Genomic DNA, 18,302 nt, shown 5'->3' with positions numbered 1-18,302 from the left:
GGCCGAAACGTCCGGGAATGGTTTGCGGCCCGCAACCAGTTCGCCATAATGTTCGGCGAGCGCTTCGCCGCTTGAGTATCTGAAACTGCATGGGCCGGATCAGATACACAGAGTTCCTGACACTCCCTGCCAGCGTCATCCTGCCGCCCGGCGTGACCCCGCCGTGGCACTGGCCGAAATGGGAGTTTCCGCCGTCTCCATTTGATGGAACGCCCACCTTCGACGACGAATGGCTCCGCTGGCGTGCCGATCCCGACGCCTACACCCCGCCACCAAAGCCCGATTGACCCCGCCCTTGCAACCCCGCCGCCAAGCCGGCACATACAGCCCGAGATCACAGAGGACACCGTCGATGCGCATCCCGGTCCAGAAGCAGCTGAAATGGTGGGGCATCGCGGCGGCGGTGCTGCTGGCGGTGATGTGGCTCTTGGGGCAGGCGATCCTGCCCTTCATCCTCGGCGCCGGCGTCGCCTATCTGCTGGATCCGGTGGCCGACCGGCTGGAACGCGCCGGGCTGTCGCGGCTCATGTCGGTGGTGGTGATCACCGTCGGCGCGGTGCTGATCTTCGCCGCCGTCATCCTGCTGGTGGTGCCGGTGCTGATCCGCCAGGCCGCCGCCCTGATCGAGACCGCGCCGCAGATGATCGAGCAGGGCCGCGCCTTCCTCAGCGCCCGCTTTCCCGACCTGCTGCCCGCCGGCGGCACCCTCGGCACGGCGCTGACCGATCTGGGCCGGGCCATGGGCGAGCATTGGAGCAATATCGCCCAGACCGTGCTCAGTTCGGTCGGCGGCGCCATCAGCGCCATCGCGATCCTGGTGATCGTGCCGGTGGTGGCCTTCTACCTGCTGCTGGACTGGGACCGGATGGTGGCGAAGATCGATTCGCTGCTGCCGCGCGAACATGCGCCCGTGCTGCGCCGCCTCTCGCGCGAGATCGACCGGGCGCTGTCGGGCTTCGTGCGCGGGCAGGGGCTGGTGATCCTGATCCTCGGCACCTGGTATTCCATCGCCCTGATGCTGGTCGGGCTGCCCTTCGGCTTCTTCATCGGCATGATGGCGGCGATCCTGTCCTTCATCCCCTATGTCGGCGTGCTGATCGGGGGCGCGACGGCCATCGGCGTGGCCCTGTTCAGCTTCTGGAGCGATCCGGTCTGGATCGGCGCGGTGATCGCCATCTTCGCCGCCGGGCAGGTGGTCGAGGGCAATTACCTGCAACCCAAGATCGTCGGCGGCCATGTCGGGCTGCATCCGGTCTGGCTGCTTCTGGCGCTGTCGGTCTTCGGATCGCTGTTCGGCTTTGTCGGCATGGTCGCCGCCGTGCCGCTGGCCGCCGGGCTGGGGGTGCTGGCGCGCTTTGCCATCGAGATGTACCGCGAAAGCGCGCTCTATACCGGGCAGGGCGTGCCTGCGCAGGCCGAGACGCCGCTGCTGGTCGAGATCGCGCCGCGCGGCACCGTCGCCGCCGAATTGCGCAAGGCCCGGCAGGATGCCGACCGGACCCTGGCCGCGGTCCATGACGAGGCCCGCCTGACCGGCACCCAGTCGGCCGGCGCCCCTCCGCCCGGCCGCGACTGAGCCCGCGCCTTGTCACGCCAGCTGACCCTCGATCTGACCACGCCGCCCGCCCATTCGCGGGCCGATTTCCTGCCGGCGGCGGCCAATGCCGCGGCGATGGCTGCGCTGGATCAGCCGCAGGGCTGGCCGCAGGGACGCATGCTGCTGATCGGGCCCGAGGGGGCGGGCAAGACCCATCTGGCGGCCTTCTGGGCGGCCGAGAACGGCGCCCGGCGGGTCAAGGCCGCGGCGCTGCGCCCCGAGGCCGCCGATCATCTGGCGGCCGAGGGCGGCGCGCTGGTGATCGAGGATGCCGACCGCGCGGGCCGCGCGGCCGGCGCCGAACAGGCGCTGTTTCACCTGTGGAACCTCTGCGGGGCGCGCGACTGCCTGCTGCTGCTGACCGCCCGGCATGCGCCGCGCGACTGGGGGCTGGTGCTGCCCGACCTGCGCTCGCGCATGGACGCGATGCCGCAGGTCCGGCTGGGCCCGCCCGACGAGGCGCTGATGGCCGCCGTTCTGGTGAAGCTGTTCGCCGACCGGCAACTGGCGGTCTCTGCGGGCTTGATCGACTGGCTGGTCTTGCGTATGGACCGCGATCTCGGTCAGGCGCGGCGGCTGGTGGCGGCGCTGGACCGGGCCGCGATGGCGCAGAAGGGTCCGGTGACACGGCGCCTCGCCGCCGCGTTGCTGGACAATCCGGTGCGCGCCGACGCATGATCGCGCGCCCATCCCGACACGAGAGACGATGACCCAGGCCGATTACCTCCGAACCCCCTTTCCCGAAGCCAGCGACCTGCCGGACGGCGTGCCCGAGGGGCCGGCGCGCTTCTTCAACCGCGAGATCAGCTGGCTCAGCTTCAACTGGCGGGTTCTGGACGAGGCGCGCAACGCGCGGGTGCCGCTGCTTGAACGGCTGCGCTTCATCTCGATCAGCGCCACCAATCTGGACGAGTTCTATACCGTCCGCGTGGCCGGGCTGCGCGAACTGGTGCGCGAGGGGAACACCACGCCCTCGGATGACGGGCGGACCGCGGCCGAGCAGCTGGCCCTGATCAATGCCGATGCCCGCCGCCTGATGGGGGCGCAGCAGGGCGTCTGGAACCGCCTCCAGCGCGAGATGGAAGAGGCCGGCATCGTCATCCTGACGCGCGACCGCCTGACGCCCGAGGACGAGGAATTCGGCCGGCGCTATTTCGAGGCCAAGGTCCTGCCGGTGCTGTCGCCGCTGGCCATCGACCCGGCGCATCCCTTTCCCTTCATCCCCAATGCCGGCTTCTCGCTGGCACTGGAACTGGCGCGCGAGACCGACGGCCGCAAGATGCAGGCGCTGCTGCCGATCCCGACCCAGCTGGGGCGGTTCATCCGCCTGCCGGGGGGCGAGCGTTTCCTGCGGCTGGAAGAACTGCTGCTGATGTATCTGTCGAGCCTGTTCCCGGGCTATCGCGATACCGGCCATTGCGCCTTCCGGGTGCTGCGCGACAGCGATCTGGAGGTCGAGGAAGAGGCCGAGGATCTGGTCCGCGAATTCGAGACGGCGCTGAAACGCCGCCGCCGCGGCAGCGTGATCCGGCTGAAGATCACCTCGGGCGCGCCCGAACGCCTGCGCCGGCTGATCATGGACGAACTGGCGGTCAACCCCGACGAGGTGGTCGAGGTCGAGGGCCTTCTGGGCATGGCCGATCTGCGCGAACTGGTGCTGGATCACCGCCGCGACCTCTTGTGGCCGGGCTTCACCCCGCGCGTGCCGGAACGGGTGCAGGACCATCACGGCGACATGTTCGCGGCGATCCGGCAGAAGGACATGCTGCTGCACCACCCCTACGAGACCTTCGACATGGTGGTGCGCTTCCTGCAGCAGGCGGCGCGCGATCCCGACGTGCTGGCGATCAAGCAGACGCTCTACCGCACCAGCCGCGACAGCCCGATCGTCGAGGCCCTGTGCGAGGCGGCCGAGGCCGGCAAGTCGGTCACCGCGCTGGTGGAACTCAAGGCCCGCTTCGACGAGGCCGCCAATATCCGCCAGTCGCGCCGGCTGGAACGGGCCGGCGCGCATGTCGTCTATGGCTTCGTCAACTACAAGACCCATGCCAAGATCAGCGCCGTGGTCCGGCGCGAGGGCGACAATCTGGTCACCTATACCCATTATGGCACCGGCAACTATCACCCGATCACGGCGCGCATCTATACCGACCTGTCGCTGTTCACCTGCGATCCGGCGATGGGGCGCGATGCGACCAAGGTGTTCAACTACCTGTCCGGCTATGTCCAGCCCGACAACCTCGAGAATCTGGCGATCTCGCCCATCGACCTCAAGGAGACGCTGCTGACGCTGATCGCGCGCGAGGCGGAATATGCGCGTCAGGGCCGGCCGGCGGCGATCTGGGCCAAGATGAATTCGCTGATCCAGCGCGACGTGATCGAGGCGCTCTATGCCGCCAGCGCGGCCGGGGTAAAGATCAGCCTGGTGATTCGCGGAATCTGCGGAGTTCGCCCCGGAATCAGGGGCTTGTCCGAGAATATTCGGGTGAAGTCGATCATCGGCCGCTATCTGGAACATTCCCGGATCGTCTGTTTCGGCAATGGCTTTGGCCTGCCGTCCAGAAGGGCGCGGGTGTTCTTTTCCTCGGCCGACTGGATGGGGCGGAACCTGTCGCGGCGGGTCGAGACACTGGTGGAATGCCACAACGACACGGTGAAGGCGCAGATCGTCAGCCAGATTATGGCCGCGAACATGGCCGACGAGGCGCAAAGCTGGCTTCTGCACCCGGACGGGCGCTATATCCGCTATCTGCCGGACGGGCGCGACGATCTGTTCAACTGTCATCGTTTCTTCATGGAAAATCCGTCACTTTCGGGTCGGGGGACGGCCGGGGCGCGTGACGTGCCGGCATTGACCCATTCCCCGGATTGACCGACGCGGCATCAGCGGTCATTAACGGACCCGATGCGCAAGCAGGAGCCTTTGCCATGAACGGCGTGCTGACAACCTCGGGCAGGCAGGTCGAGCCTTTCGGCAGGACCTTCGAGAAACTGCCCAAGCGGGCGCTGTCGCGCGTCGGCGTGGTCGATGTCGGCTCGAACTCGATCCGGCTGGTGGTGTTCGACGGCGCCGCTCGCTCGCCGGCCTATTTCTACAACGAGAAGGTGATGGCCGGTCTGGGGGCCGAGATGGCCGCGACCGGGCGGCTGAACCCGGCCGGGGTCGAGCGCGGATTCAACGCGCTGCGCCGCTTTGCCGCGCTGGCCAAGGGCATGGATATCGAGCCGCTGACCTGCGTGGCGACCGCCGCCGTGCGCGATGCCGAGGACGGCCCGGCCTTCCAGCAGCGGGTCGAGCGCGAGACCGGGCTGAAGCTGCATGTCATCGACGGCGAGGAAGAGGCGCGGCTGTCGGCGCAGGGCGTGCTTCTGGGCTGGCCCGATGCGAAGGGGCTGGTCTGCGACATCGGCGGCAACTCGATGGAACTGGCCGAGGTGGCCGATGGCAAGGTCGGGCGCCGCGCCAGCTCGCAGCTGGGCCCGTTCCGGCTGCAGCAGGTCAAGGGCGGCAAGGACGGGCTGCGCAAGCATATCCGCGGGATCATGGCCGATCTGGTCGCCCGGCTGGGCACGGATCACGACCGCATCTATCTGGTCGGCGGCTCGTGGCGGGCCATCGCCCGCCTCGACATGGAGCGGCGCGGCTATCCGATGATCGTGCTGCACGAATACCGGATGACGCCGAAATCGGTCGAGGAGACCATCGACTGGATCGCCGCCAATGACCTGAACGATCTGCGCGGCCGGGTCGGCATTTCCGCCTCGCGGATGGAACTGGTCCCGCTGGCCTCGCAGGTCCTCGCCGAACTGATCGCGGCCTTCAAGCCGGCCGAACTGGCGACCTCCAGTTACGGCATCCGCGAGGGGCTGTTGTTCGAGCATATGTCAGAACGCCTGCGCCGGCGCGATCCGCTGATCGAGGCCGCCCGCTTTTCCGAACGGCAGATGGCGCGGATGCCCGGCTTCGGCCGAAAGCTCTACGAGTTCCTGCTGCCGATCTATGGCGATCTGTCGCCGCAGCGGGATCGCCTCGTGCGCGCTGCCTGCCTGCTGCATGACACCACCTGGCGCGCCCATCCCGAATACCGCGCCGAGGCCTGTTTCGACAATGTCACCCGCGCCAACATGGCCGCGCTGAGCCACCCCGAGCGGGTGTTTCTGGGGCTGGCGCTGCTGCACCGCTACAAGAACAGCCGGGCGAATTCGCCGATGGCGCCGCTGTTCTCGCTGCTCGACGAGGCCGAGCTTCAGGATGCCGAGATTCTGGGCAAGGCGATGCGCTTCGGGGCGATGTTCGCCATCGACGACCCGCAGGACGCGGCAGTGCTGAAATACCTGCCGAAGAAGAAAACCCTGCAACTCAAGCTGACCGCGACCGGGCGCGAACTGATGGGCGAGGTCGCCCATGCGCGGTTCAAGTCGCTGTGCAGCGCCATGGGGGCCGAGCCGCTGGTGCTGGACTAGCCGTCCCGCCCGGCCTTCTGCCCGCGCAGGGCCGGCAGGCCGACGCCGGTGGTCTCGAAGCCGCCATCGACGGCCAGAACCTGCCCCGAGATATAGCTGGCCCTGTCGCCCGCCAGAAAGACGATGGCATTGGCCAGTTCCTCCTCGGTGCCGTAGCGGTTCAGCGGGATCGCGTCGTGATAGGCGGCGATGATCTCGGGGCTGTGGACGGCCATGGCCAGCTTGGTGCGCACCGGGCCGGGGGCGACGCAATTCGCGCGGATGCCGTATTCGCCCAGTTCCGCCGCCTGCTGACGGGTCAGTTGGATCACCGCCGCCTTCGAGGTGCCATAGGCGACCCGCAGCGTCGATCCCCGCAACCCCGAGATCGAGGCGATGTTGACGATCGCCCCGCCGCGTTCCTTCAGCGCCGGGATGCAGGCCTGGCTGACCAGGAAGGTGCCGTCCAGATTGGTCGCCATGACCGCCCGCCAGCGGGCGAAATCGGTCTCTTCGATCGGGCCGAAATCGGCGACGCCGGCATTGTTCACCAGCGCGTCGATGCGGCCGGTCCGGTCCAGCACGCCTGCGACCATCGCCGCGACCTGATCGGGCTGCGAGATGTCGCAGTCGATGCCGAAGCCGGTCGCGACCTCGGGCACGGCCCTGGCCAGTTCCGGGCCGTCGCGGTCGATCATCGCGACCTGCCAGCCCTCGGACGCGAACAGTTTCGCCGTGGCGAGGCCAATGCCCCGTGCCGCCCCGGTTACGATTGCCGTCTTCATCTGCGGATTCCCCCAGCTTCTGTCGCGGCCAGTCTAGGCATGGGCGCGCGGATGAAAAGGGCGGTCGGCCCGAGCGCCTAGCCGCGCCATTGCGACAGGCAGGGGATCTTCTCGCGGTCGCAGCGGCCGGCATATTTGCGCGCGATCTCCTGCACCTCGGCCAGAAGCCCGTCCTCCAGCTTGATCGGTTCCAGCCCCAGCCCGAGGAAGCGGTCGTTGGCGACGTGCAACTCGTTCTCGTCGGCCTCGTTGCGCGGGTTCTTCAGGAAGGCCACCTCGACCCCGGTCTGATCGGCGATCATCCGCGCCAGGTCGCGGACCCGGTGCGTCTCGGTCATCTGGTTGAGGATGTTCACCCGGTCGCCGCGTTTCGGCGGGTTCATCAGCGCCAGTTCGATGCAGCGGCAGGTGTCCTGGATATGGATGAAGGCGCGGGTCTGCCCGCCGGTGCCATGCACCGTCAGCGGATAGTTCACCGCCGCCTGCATCAGGAAACGGTTCAGCACCGTGCCGTAATCGCCGTCATAGTCGAAACGGTTGATCAGCCGGTCGTCCATCCGGGTTTCCTCGGTCTGGGTGCCCCAGACGATGCCCTGATGCAGGTCGGTGATCCTGACGCCATCGTTCTTGTTGTAGTAGAAGAAGAACAGCTGATCCTGGGTCTTGGTCATGTGGTAGATGCTGCCCGGATTGGCGGGATAGAGGATTTCCTGCCGGTGCGGGCCGTTCTCGGTTTCCACCACCACATCCAGATAGCCTTCGGGGATCTTCATCCCGGCGGTGCCATAGCCATAGACGCCCATCGTGCCCAGATGCACCAGATGGATGTCCTGCCCGCTTTCGACGATGGCGGCCAGCACGTCATTGGTGGCGTTCAGGTTGTTGTTGACGGTGTAACGCTTGTGCCAGCTGGATTTCATCGAATAGGGGGCGGCGCGCTGTTCGGCGAAATGGATCACGGCATCGGGCTTTTCCTGCTGCAGCAGGGTCAGCAGCCGGTGGTAATGTTCGCCGACGGTGAAATTCTCGACGCGGATCGTGTGGTTGGTCAGTTCGTGCCAGGCCCTCACACGCTCGCCCAGGGGGCGGATCGGGGTCAGGCTGCTGACCTCCAGTTCCACGTCGATCTTTCGCCGCGACAGGTTGTCGACGATGATGATGTCATGGCCGCGCGCCGACAGGTGCAGCGCGGTGGGCCAGCCGCAGAACCCGTCTCCGCCCAGAACGATGATCTTCATGTTGGCAACGCCTTCGCAATCCGTCTTCGGGCGATGTTCTAGGACGGCTGCGAGGCGGTTTCCATCCCGTGAAACGCGACCGATACAAAGCCGTTACAATCGGCGGCGATCAGCCGGTCGGGCCGCGCTGCATGTTCTCCAGATGCACCTGGATCGCGTCGCTCACGTCATGGTAATAGCTGAGCCGGCCGTTCTCGAGCACGGCGCCGGCCTGGCAGGTTTCGCGCAGCATGGGCATCGAATGAGACACGACCAGCGCCCCGGCATTGGCCAGGCGGTTGTTGAAGACCCGGTTCGACTTCTCCTTGAAGGCCGCATCGCCGACGGCCGAGACCTCGTCGACGAGGTAGGTGTCAAAGCGCACCGCCATCGAGATGCCGAAGGACAGCCGCGATCGCATGCCGGCGGAATAGCTGCGCAGCGGCAGGTAGAAATGGTCGCCCAGTTCGGCGAAATCCTCGACGAAATCGCGCATCTCGTCGGTATCCACGCCATAGACGCGGGCGACGAAGCGGCAGTTCTGCTCGCCGCTCAGTTCCTGGTTGAACGAGCCGGCGAAGCCGACCGGCCAGCTGATCGTGCCGTTCGACAGGATCCGCCCCGAGGTCGGCAGCATCGCCCCCGAGATCATCCGCAGAAGCGAGGACTTGCCGGCGCCGTTGCGGCCCAGCAGCGCCACCGACACGCCGGTCGGGAAGACGGCGGTGATGTCGTCGGCCACCAGCTTGTGGCGGCCGTTCAGCGTGTACATCTTGGTCAGGTTCTGCAGCCTGATCATCGCCGGTCGCGCAGGCTGTAGAAGACCAGCACCCCGACCACCCACAGCAGCGCCAGAAAGCCGCCGATGATGATGATCAGCTTGCTGCGTTCGGGATATTCCGCCGCCTGCGCCAGCGTCGGCTTGACATAGGCGGCAAGATAGCGCGACTGCCGCACGGCCTCGGCCCGGGCGGTGTCATAGGCGGCCAGCGCGGTGATATAGGTCTGCTCGGCGAATTCGCGCTCGACCGCCAGCGTCTCGTACTGCCCGACCAGTTCCGACAGCACCTCGCCGCTGGCCGTCTCCGAGCCGAATTTCTGCCGTTCTTCCTTGATCTGCTCGCGGATCACGTCAACCCGCAGCTGGGTCTGCTCGATGCGGGGATCGTTGGGCTGGGCGTTGGCGCGCAACAGGCCCAGGGCGACCAGCTGCTCGGCCAGCTGCTGCTGCAGCGATGAGACGACGCCGATCTGGCCCTGCACATCGGCCGAAGGATCGACCAGCTGGTGACGGTTGCGGAACTCGGTCACCGCCTTCCGCGCGGCCTGCAGCCGGGTCTGGGCATCGTCCAGCTCGGTCCGGGAATAGCGCAGCGCGTCCTCGCGCGCGACATCGTTCAGATCGTTGATCAGCACCGTGCTTTCATCGAGGATCGCCTCGGCGATCCTGCGCGCATCGACGGGATCGAAGGCGTTCACCCGCAGATCGATCATGCCGTCGTCGTAATAGACCCTGACCTTGCGTTCCCATTCGTCCAGCAGATCCTCCAACGAGGCGTCGCCGGTATAGCGAAAGATGGGATCGCCCGGCGCCTTGGACCAGATCGCGCGCAGATCCAGATCGGTATCGACGCGCTCGACCAGATCGCGGCTCTGGATGAACTTGTAGAGGATGTCGGTATCGCTGCTGGAACTGCTGGTCACGCCGACCAGCGAGGTGGCCAGCCCGCCCAGCAGGTCGGTCGAGGTCCCGCCCGACTCGCTGCGCACCGAGAACCCGAGATAGGAGGCATATTGATCCACCGCGCGGGCATAGAGATACCAGGTGCTGCCCGCGATCGGCGCCAGCACGACGAGGAAGAAGCTGAGCAGCAGCCACAGATGCCGCCGCTCGAACCCGGCCGGTTTCGCGGGCGGGCGGACCTGCGGTTGCGGGTTCGCAAGCCGCTGCGTCTGCAGGCGCTCGGCCTGCTGGCGCTGGACCTGCTGGCGGTGGCGTTCCGCCTCGGCCGGACCCATGGGCCTTTGCTGCTGGCCGGGGCCGGGTTGCGGCCTCGGCGGCTGGCCCGGTCCGGGTTTGGGCTGCGCGCCGGCCTGAGCGCCGGGCGCCGGCTTCGGGGCCGGTTGCCCGGCTGCGGGGCCCGCTGCCGGTCCGCCCGGACCCTTGCCCGCCATCGGTGCAGGCCCGGGGCCGCGCGCCGCGGCCTGCGCCGCCGCATGGGCCGGGGCGGCCTGTCCGCCTGCACCCGCCGCCGGGGCGGGCGGGTTCTGCGGCGGCGCGGCGTGATCCAGAAAGGCCGGGCGGGCGCCGCCCGCCTCGCCCGGAGTGTCGCCGCCCCCCGGTTTCTGCGGGTCGGATTTCATCGAGTTGTCATGGGCGGACATGCGCGCGGACTCCCGCCTGTCTGTTGATCTGTCGGCAGTTCTCATACATAAAGCCCGGCGACAGTTCCAGCGCCGATCCCTGACGGGGTCGTGACAAGCACAGGCAGCCAGGCGGCCGATGCCCCAGACATATCCCTCATCGGCAGGCGGTGCCGCAGGCGAGCCGACCGAGCCGCGCCTGCGCCCGGTCCACCAGCAGCGTCCCTATGCCAGCCTGCGCTCGATCGGGGCGCTGTCCCTGCGCGAGATGGCGACCAGCTATGGCGGATCGCCCGGCGGCTATCTCTGGGCGATCGCCGAGCCGGTGGGCGGCATCCTGCTGCTGACGCTGATCTTCTCGTTCGGCTTCCGGTCGCCGCCGCTGGGCACGGATTTCGCGATCTTCTACGCCACCGGCGTCGTGCCCTTCATGGCCTTCCTCGGCATCTCGAACAAGCTCGGGCTGACGATCCGGCAGGCCAAGCCGCTTCTGGCCTATCCTGCGGTCACCTACATGGACGCGATCCTGGCCAAGGTCTTCTTCAATACCATCACGCAACTGCTTGTTGCCTATGTGGTTTTCTCCAGCATCACGCTGATGCTGGACACCCGGACCGATCCGCAGCTGTTCGAGATCGCGCTGGCCTTCGCGATGACCTTCACCTTCGCCATCGGGATCGGGATGCTGAACTGCTTCCTGTTCACCGCCTTCCCCTGGTGGCAGCAGATCTGGTCGATCGTCAACCGGCCGCTGTTCCTGCTGTCCTGCATCTTCTTCATCTTCGACGACGTGCCCGACCAGGTGCAGCCCTATCTGTGGTTCAACCCGCTGGTGCATGTCGTCGGGCAGATGCGCAAGGGGTTCTACATCTCCTATCGGGGCGACTATGTCAGCCCGCTCTATGTGTTCGCCGTCGGGCTGGTGCTGATGGTGATCGGCCTGCTGCTGCTGCACCGCTATCACCGGGATCTGCTGAACAGCTGAGCCCGGCAGGGCTCAGCCGCGCGGGTCGATCAGCCGGGCCAGCACCGTGTCGCGGGTGATGCGGCCGCCGCCCTCGACCGGCAGCGCCTCGGCCCCGGCCAGAAGGCCCATCACGTCCTTCACCGGCATGTCGGCCGGAACCGGCAGGCCTGCGGCCTCGCCGGGCTGGGCCACATCGGCGGCGGTCAGCACGCCCAGCGGGTTCATGTGGGCGACGAAATCGGCGACGTAATCATTGACCGGATTGGCGATGATCTCGCGCGCGGTGCCGATCTGGACGATCCGCCCGCCCTCCATCAGCGCGATCCGGTTGCCCAGCTTGAAGGCCTCGTCCAGATCGTGGCTGACGAAGATGATGGTGCGCTTGGTCTTCTGCTGCAGATCCAGCAACTCGTCCTGCAGCCGGTCGCGGATCAGCGGGTCCAGCGCGCTGAAGGGCTCGTCCATCAGCAGGATCGGCGCCTCGGTCGCGAAGGCGCGGGCCAGGCCCACGCGCTGCTGCATGCCGCCCGACAATTCGCCCACCTTGCGCTCGGCCCATTCGGTCAGGCCGACGGTCTCAAGCTGGTGATCCACCCGCGCCTTGCGGTCGCGGGGCGCGATCCCGGCCAGTTCGAGGCCCAGCCCGACATTCTCGCGCACGCTGCGCCAGGGCAGCAGGCCGAACTGCTGGAACACCATCGCCACATGGCGCAGCCGGATGTCGCGCAAGGCTTTCGCATCCGCCCCGGTGACCGGGATCATCCGGCTGCCGTCCCAGACCCGGACTTCGCCCCGGCAGACATCGTTCAGCGCATTGACCGCGCGCAGCAGCGTCGACTTGCCCGATCCCGACAGCCCCATCAGCACCAGGATCTCGCCCTCGCGCACGTCGATGCTGCAATCATGGACGCCCAGCACCTGCCCGGTCTCGTCCTTGATCGCGCCGCGTTCCTGCCCCTGATCCATCAGCGGCAGGGCAGCGTCGGGATCGTCGCCGAAGACGATGCAGACCCTGTCGAATTCGACGGCGTTGCGCGCGCCCGCGCTGATCGTGCCGGTCATTTCGGGCCCTCCATGCGCAGCATCCGGTCCAGCAGGATGGCGACGACGACGATCACGAAGCCCGATTCGAAGCCAAGCGCGGTGTTGACGCTGTTCAGCGCCCGCACCACCGGCACGCCCAGCCCCGAGGCCCCGACCAGCGCCGCGATCACCACCATCGACAGCGACAGCATGATGGTCTGGTTCAGCCCGGCCATGATCTGCGGCAGGGCGCTGGGCAGTTCGACCTTCCACAGAAGCTGGCGGCCGGTGGCGCCGAAGGCCGTGGCCGCCTCGATCAGCGCCGGCGGGGTCGAGCTGATGCCCAGCTGGGTCAGCCGGATCGGCGCCGGCAGCACGAAGATCACGGTGGCCAGCAGGCCCGGCACCATGCCGATGCCGAAGAACACGATGGCCGGGATCAGGTAGACGAAGGTCGGCAGCGTCTGCATCAGGTCGAGGACCGGCCGCATCCAGGCGTAAAGCCGCGGCCGGTGCGCGGCGGCGATCCCGACCGGCACCCCCAGGGCCATGCAGACGAGGCACGAGGCCAGCACCAGCGTCAGCGATTGCAGCGTCTCCTCCCAGTAGCCCTGGTTGAGGATGAACAGCAGCCCCGCCGCCACCAGCAGGCAGGTCTTCCAGCTGCGCTGCAGCGCCCAGGTCAGCGCCACGGCCAGCAGGATGAAGACGAAGGGATGCGGGAATTCCAGCCCGGCGAGGATGCGGCCGATCAGCCAGTCCATCGCGCCCGAGACGCTGTTGAACAGCAGCGCCGCATGCGCGTTCAGCCAGTCGAACAGGGCCTTGGCCGTCCTGCCCACGGGGATCTTGTTGTCGGTTATCAGCGTCGTCAGCTGATCCATGCGTCATTCCCTTGCTGCCGGGCCGCGTCCCGCTGCGACGGGGCAGGGGGCGCGGCGGGACGGGTTCTGGCAGGGCGCTGCCGCCCGCGCGGGGCGGCGCGCGGCAGCGCCCGCGGCATCAGCCGTTCAGCGCCGCGCTCAGCGCCGCCTGCGCGTCATTGCCATCGACCGTGGTCACGCCCTCCAGCCAGGGGGTGGCGGCATCGGGATTGGCGCTCAGCCAGTCCTTCGCGGCCTTCATCGGCTCCTCGCCGTCATTGAGGATCCGGCCCATCACCTCGTTTTCCATCGCCAGGGTGAATTCGAGGTTCTGCAGGAACTGGCCGACATTGGCGCATTCCGCGGCATAGCCCGAACGGGTGTTGGTGCGCACCTCGGCGCCGCCCAGATCGGGGCCGAACACGTCGTCGCCGCCGGTCAGATAGGTCATCTCGAACTGGGCGTTCATCGGATGCGGCTCCCAGCCGAGGAAGACCACCGGCTCGCCGGCGCTGCCGGCCCGGCTGACCTGCGCCAGCATGCCCTGTTCGCTGCTTTCGACGATCTCGAAGGTGCCCAGCCCGAACTGGTCGCCCGCCACCATCTCCAGAAGCAGGCGGTTGCCGTCGTTGCCCGGCTCGATGCCGTAGATCTTGCCGTCCAGCGCCTCCTTGTGCTCGGCAATCTTCGCAAAATCGTCGATGCCCAGATCGGCGCCGGCCTTGTTGGTGGCCAGGGTGTATTTCGCGCCGGTCAGGTTGGTGCGCAGCGTATCGACCGTGCCGGCCTCGGCATAGGGGCCGATATCGGCCTGCATGGTCGGCATCCAGTTGCCCAGGAACACGTCCACGTCATCGGTGGACATGGCCGTATAGGTGACCGGCACCGACAGGATCTTGGTCTCGGTCTCATAGCCCAGTGCCTGCAGCACGGTCGAGGCCAGCGCCGTCGTCGCGGTGATGTCGGTCCAGCCGACATCCGAAAAGACGACCTTGCGGCACTCATCGGGTTCGGCGGCAAGGGTCGCGGTCGCCGTGGCGGTCATCGCGGTGGCGATGGCCAGCCCGGCGGCAAAGCGGGAAAAGGTCATTGTTGGCTCCCTGTTCTTGATTGACCAGTCAATTAAAGATCGGCTACAGTCGAAAAGCAACCGGAAAGTCCGACAGCAGGTGTACCAGATGCCGAAACTTGGGGCCGAGCCTATCCGAAAAGCCGCGCTGATCAACGCTGCCATTGCCGAAGTCGGGCGGGCGGGGTCGCTGGATGTGACCGTGGCGCAGATCGCGCGGGCGGCGGGCATGTCGCCGGCGCTGGCGCATCACTATTTCGGCTCGAAGGAACAGATGTTCCTGGCGGCGATGCGCCATATCCTCAAGGGCTATGGCCAGTCGGTCGACAAGGCGCTGCCGGGCGCGGGGCCGCGGGGCCGGCTCGAGGCCATCGTCCGGGCCAGTTTCGCGCCGCAGAACTTCCGCCGCGAGGTGATCAGCGCCTGGATGAACTTCTATGCGCTGGCGGTGATCAACAACGAGGCCGAGCGGCTGCTGCGGGTCTATCACCGCCGCCTGAACTCGAACCTGATCGTCGCCCTGCGCCCGCTGACCGACCATCCCGCCCGCACCGCCGAGACGCTGGCGGCGCTGATCGACGGCGTCTATCTGCGCGCCGTGCTGAAACCGGGGCCGACCGACGCCAGGGCGGCCCTGCAGATCGTCAACGACTATCTCGATGAGGCCCTCGCATGAGTCTGAACGCCCAACCCGCCGCCAGCCTGTTCATCGACGGCCGCCCGGTCGAGGGCGAGGGGGTGGTGCTGCCGGTCCACTATCCCTACACGGGCGAGGAAATCGCCAGCCTGCGCGAGGCCAGCACCGGTCAGGTGGCGCGGGCCTGCGCCGCCGCCGCCGCCGCCCAGCCGGCATGGGCGGCGCTGCCGCCGGTGGAACGCGGCCGCGTCCTTGTCCGCGCCGCCGCCATCATCCGGGCGCGCAATGCCGAACTGTCGCGGCTGGAAACGCTGGATACCGGCAAGCCGATTCAGGAAACGCTGGTCGCGGACTGGGAATCGGGCGCCGCCGCGCTGGAATTCTTCGGCGGGCTGGCGGCCGGCCTGACCGGGCAGATGATCCCGCTGGGGCGGGACTGGGCCTATACGATCCGCGAGCCCCTGGGCGTCTGCGCCGGCATCGGCGCCTGGAACTATCCCAGCCAGATCGCCTGCTGGAAGACCGCGCCGGCGCTGGTCATGGGCAATGCCATGGTCTTCAAACCCTCCGAGGAAACGCCGCTGGGCGCCCTGAAACTGGCCGGGATTCTGGCCGAGGCCGGGCTGCCCGCCGGCCTCTTCAGCGTCCTGCAGGGGCGCGGCGCGGTCGGCGCGGCGCTGGTCTCCGACCCGCATGTGGCCAAGGTCTCGCTGACCGGCTCGGTGCCGACCGGGCGGCGCGTCTATGCGGCGGCGGCCGAGGGGATGCGCCATGTCACCATGGAACTGGGCGGCAAGTCGCCGCTGATCGTCTTCGACGACGCCAGCCTTGAAGACGCGGTCGGCGCGGCGATGCTGGCGAATTTCTATTCCTCGGGCCAGATCTGTTCGAACGGCACCCGCGTCTTCCTGCAGGACGGCATCCGCGAGGCGTTTCTGGACCAGCTGGCCGAACGGGTCCGCAACGTGAAGATCGGCGATCCCCTGGATCCCGAAACCCAGCACGGCCCCATCGTCAGCCCGGCGCAGGCCGGCCGGATCCGCGCCGCCATCGCCGCCGGCGAGGCCGAGGGCGCGCGCATCCTCTGCGGCGGGCCGGGCGAGGGCGCCTTCATCCCGCCCACCGTCTTCACCGGCGCGCGCGACGACATGACCATCACCCGCGACGAGATTTTCGGCCCGGTGATGACCACGCTCGGCTTCACCGACGAGGACGAGGTCATCCGCCGCGCCAATGCCACCGGCTTCGGCCTTGCGGCGGGCGTCTTCACCCGCGATCTGGCGCGCGGACACCGGGTCGTGGCGCGGCTCGAGGCCGGGACCTGCTGGATCAACGCCTATAACCTCACCCCGGTCGAGATGCCCTTCGGCGGCGTCAAGCAATCGGGGATCGGGCGCGAGAACTCGGCCGCCGCGATCGAACATTACTCGCAGCTGAAATCCGTCTATGTCGGCATGGGAGGCGTCGATGCGCCCTATTGATCCCGTCGGCTTCCCGGCCGGGACGCAACACGCAACGCCCGCATGCGGTGTACAACCTGTGCACGCGCCGTGCATTGCCGGTGCATCCGGGGTGATGCCGTGACCACGGCCGATTTCGTCATCGTTGGCGCCGGCAGCGCCGGCTGCGCACTGGCCTACCGGCTGACCGAGGCCGGCCGGACCGTCACCCTGATCGAATATGGCGGCAGCGACTTCGGCATCTTCATCCAGATGCCCGGCGCGCTGTCCTATCCGATGAACATGCCCCGCTATGACTGGGGGTTCTCGACCGTGCCGGAACAACATCTGGGGGGGCGGCGTCTGGCGACACCGCGCGGCAAGGTGCTGGGCGGATCCTCCTCGATCAATGGCATGGTCTTTGTCAGGGGCCACCGAAAGGACTTTGATTTCTGGGAAGAATCCGGCGCGACCGGCTGGTCCTACGCGGATGTCCTGCCCTATTTCAAGCGCATGGAAACCTGGCATGGTGGCGTCTCGGACTGGCGCGGCACCGACGGCCCTCTGCACATCACCCGCGGCAAGCGCCGCAACCCGCTGTTCGACACCTTCATCGAGGCCGGGCATCAGGCCGGTTGGCCATATACCACTGATTACAACGGAGAAAATCAGGAAGGTTTCGGGCCGATGGAGGCCACGATCTGGAAGGGCCGCCGCTGGTCGGCCGCCAATGCCTATCTGCGCCCGGCGCAGAAATCCGGCCGCCTGACCGTCATCCGGGCGCTGGCGCGGCGGGTCCTGTTTGAAGGAAACCGCGCCTATGGCGTTGAAATCGAACGAAACGGCAGGGTCGAGGCGATCCGGGCCGGGCGCGAGGTGATCCTCTCGGCCAGTTCGATCAACACCCCGAAACTCTTGATGCTGTCCGGCATCGGCCCGGCCGAGCACCTGCGCGACCACGGCATCGAGGTCCGGGCCGACCGCCCCGGCGTCGGCGCGAATCTTCAGGACCACCTCGAAATATACATGCAATACAAGGCCTTGAAGCCGGTCAGCCTCTATACCTACTATAACCTTCTGGGCAAGGGCCGGGTCGGCGTCGAATGGCTGCTGCAAAAGACCGGGCTGGGCGCCTCGAACCAGTTCGAAAGCTGCGGCTTCATCCGCTCCGGCGAGGGCATCGACTATCCCGACATCCAGTATCATTTCCTGCCGCTGGCGGTGCGCTATGACGGCAAGGCGGCGGCCAAAGGGCACGGCTTCCAGGCCCATGTCGGGCCGATGCGCTCGAAATCGCGCGGCACGGTTCGGCTGGTCTCGTGCGACCCGGGCGCGGCGCCTGAAATTCACTTCAACTATATGTCGCAGGCTGATGATTGGAAAGAATTTCGCGCCTGCGTCAAGCTGACGAGGAAAATCTTCGATCAACCCGCTTTCACCGAGTATCGCGGCGACGAAATCCAGCCCGGTGCAGAGATCCAGAGCGACGAGCAGATCGACGCCTTCATCCGCGAACACGCCGAATCCGCCTTCCATCCCTGCGGGACCGCCCGCATCGGTCAGGCCAGCGACCCGCAGGCGGTGGTGGATCCGGAATTGCGGGTGATCGGGGTCGAAGGGCTGCGGGTCGCCGACAGCTCGGTCTTTCCCCGCATCACCAACGGCAACCTGAACGCCCCCTCGATCATGACCGGAGAGAAGGCCGCCGACCACATTCTGGGCCGCCCGTTGATGCAGGACCGGATCGCGGCGCCGGCGGCGACCTGACGGTGCGACACCTCCGATCTTCGCCCTTGCCGAGGGGCGGACAAAAATGCCCAATGACAGGACGGCCCGGACCCCGGGCTTGCCGGCACCGCCGCGTCAACGGCGTGCCGGTCCGCGCCTTGCGCAGGTCT

The 18,302-nt window shown here is 67.4% G+C and carries 16 protein-coding genes; 9 read left to right on the top strand and 7 right to left on the bottom strand.

Annotated elements, in window-relative coordinates:
* Nucleotides 1–89 precede the first annotated feature (89 nt).
* From KNW02_RS15330 to KNW02_RS15310, 5 genes are all read left to right on the top strand, one after another.
* Nucleotides 90–287 (top strand): hypothetical protein, encoded by a 198-nt coding sequence (locus tag KNW02_RS15330; protein WP_216034155.1) that lies wholly within the window; start codon nucleotides 90–92, stop codon nucleotides 285–287.
* A 65-nt stretch (nucleotides 288–352) separates the two neighbouring features.
* Entirely contained in the window at nucleotides 353–1,576 is a 1,224-nt protein-coding gene (locus KNW02_RS15325; protein WP_216034154.1) for an AI-2E family transporter, read from the top strand.
* A gap of 9 nt (nucleotides 1,577–1,585) precedes the next feature.
* Entirely contained in the window at nucleotides 1,586–2,275 is a 690-nt protein-coding gene (locus KNW02_RS15320; RefSeq protein WP_216034153.1) for a P-loop NTPase family protein, read from the top strand.
* A gap of 28 nt (nucleotides 2,276–2,303) precedes the next feature.
* Nucleotides 2,304–4,469, top strand: a complete 2,166-nt coding sequence (locus tag KNW02_RS15315; RefSeq protein ID WP_216034152.1) for an RNA degradosome polyphosphate kinase — start codon at nucleotides 2,304–2,306, stop codon at nucleotides 4,467–4,469.
* 56 nt (nucleotides 4,470–4,525) lie between these two features.
* Entirely contained in the window at nucleotides 4,526–6,061 is a 1,536-nt protein-coding gene (locus tag KNW02_RS15310; RefSeq protein ID WP_216034151.1) for a Ppx/GppA family phosphatase, read from the top strand.
* Here KNW02_RS15310 and KNW02_RS15305 read toward each other — a convergent pair.
* The 4 genes from KNW02_RS15305 to KNW02_RS15290 form a co-directional block, all read right to left on the bottom strand.
* The gene (locus KNW02_RS15305; protein WP_216034150.1) at nucleotides 6,058–6,825 is read right to left on the bottom strand and encodes an SDR family NAD(P)-dependent oxidoreductase; all 768 of its coding nucleotides are present in this window, start codon (nucleotides 6,823–6,825) and stop codon (nucleotides 6,058–6,060) included. The two genes, KNW02_RS15310 and KNW02_RS15305, sit on opposite strands and share 4 nt — an antisense overlap.
* Before the next feature lie 77 nt (nucleotides 6,826–6,902).
* Nucleotides 6,903–8,063 carry an NAD-dependent epimerase/dehydratase family protein gene (locus KNW02_RS15300; RefSeq protein WP_216034149.1) on the bottom strand — a complete coding sequence of 387 codons (1,161 nt, stop codon included), beginning with the start codon at nucleotides 8,061–8,063 and terminating at the stop codon, nucleotides 6,903–6,905.
* A gap of 109 nt (nucleotides 8,064–8,172) precedes the next feature.
* Nucleotides 8,173–8,841, bottom strand: a complete 669-nt coding sequence (locus KNW02_RS15295; protein WP_216034148.1) for an ABC transporter ATP-binding protein — start codon at nucleotides 8,839–8,841, stop codon at nucleotides 8,173–8,175.
* Nucleotides 8,838–10,427: a KpsE/RkpR family capsule polysaccharide export protein gene (locus KNW02_RS15290; protein WP_252733949.1), complete on the bottom strand. Its 1,590-nt coding sequence runs from the start codon at nucleotides 10,425–10,427 to the stop codon at nucleotides 8,838–8,840. Before KNW02_RS15290 ends, KNW02_RS15295 begins: the two co-directional genes overlap by 4 nt.
* 118 nt (nucleotides 10,428–10,545) lie before the next feature.
* Here KNW02_RS15290 and KNW02_RS15285 point away from each other — a divergent pair, with 118 nt between their 5' ends.
* Nucleotides 10,546–11,391: an ABC transporter permease gene (locus KNW02_RS15285; RefSeq protein WP_216034147.1), complete on the top strand. Its 846-nt coding sequence runs from the start codon at nucleotides 10,546–10,548 to the stop codon at nucleotides 11,389–11,391.
* Nucleotides 11,392–11,403: 12 nt separating this feature from the next.
* Here KNW02_RS15285 and choV read toward each other — a convergent pair whose 3' ends face one another.
* From choV to choX, 3 genes are all read right to left on the bottom strand, one after another.
* The gene (gene choV, locus KNW02_RS15280) at nucleotides 11,404–12,435 is read right to left on the bottom strand and encodes a choline ABC transporter ATP-binding protein (protein WP_216034146.1); all 1,032 of its coding nucleotides are present in this window, start codon (nucleotides 12,433–12,435) and stop codon (nucleotides 11,404–11,406) included.
* Nucleotides 12,432–13,280: a choline ABC transporter permease subunit gene (gene choW, locus KNW02_RS15275; protein ID WP_216034145.1), complete on the bottom strand. Its 849-nt coding sequence runs from the start codon at nucleotides 13,278–13,280 to the stop codon at nucleotides 12,432–12,434. Before choW ends, choV begins: the two co-directional genes overlap by 4 nt.
* A 118-nt stretch (nucleotides 13,281–13,398) precedes the next feature.
* Complete coding sequence (gene choX, locus KNW02_RS15270) at nucleotides 13,399–14,349, bottom strand: choline ABC transporter substrate-binding protein (RefSeq protein WP_216034144.1); 951 nt, start codon at nucleotides 14,347–14,349, stop codon at nucleotides 13,399–13,401.
* A gap of 88 nt (nucleotides 14,350–14,437) precedes the next feature.
* On the opposite strand from choX, the gene betI reads away from it, so the two are divergent.
* The 3 genes from betI to betA all read left to right on the top strand — a co-directional run bounded on the left by betI (nucleotide 14,438) and on the right by betA (nucleotide 18,171).
* Complete coding sequence (betI, locus tag KNW02_RS15265) at nucleotides 14,438–15,004, top strand: choline-binding transcriptional repressor BetI (protein WP_216034143.1); 567 nt, start codon at nucleotides 14,438–14,440, stop codon at nucleotides 15,002–15,004.
* Nucleotides 15,005–15,006: 2 nt separating this feature from the next.
* Nucleotides 15,007–16,446: a betaine-aldehyde dehydrogenase gene (gene betB, locus KNW02_RS15260; RefSeq protein WP_216034158.1), complete on the top strand. Its 1,440-nt coding sequence runs from the start codon at nucleotides 15,007–15,009 to the stop codon at nucleotides 16,444–16,446.
* 99 nt (nucleotides 16,447–16,545) lie between these two features.
* Complete coding sequence (betA, locus tag KNW02_RS15255) at nucleotides 16,546–18,171, top strand: choline dehydrogenase (RefSeq protein WP_348524742.1); 1,626 nt, start codon at nucleotides 16,546–16,548, stop codon at nucleotides 18,169–18,171.
* The last annotated feature ends 131 nt before the right edge of the window (nucleotides 18,172–18,302 follow it).

It is taken from the genome of Paracoccus marinaquae (assembly GCF_018860165.1).
Lineage (GTDB): Bacteria > Pseudomonadota > Alphaproteobacteria > Rhodobacterales > Rhodobacteraceae > Paracoccus > Paracoccus marinaquae.
The sequence above is the reverse complement of the archived record's forward strand: the minus strand, read 5'-3'. Positions and strand labels throughout refer to the sequence as shown.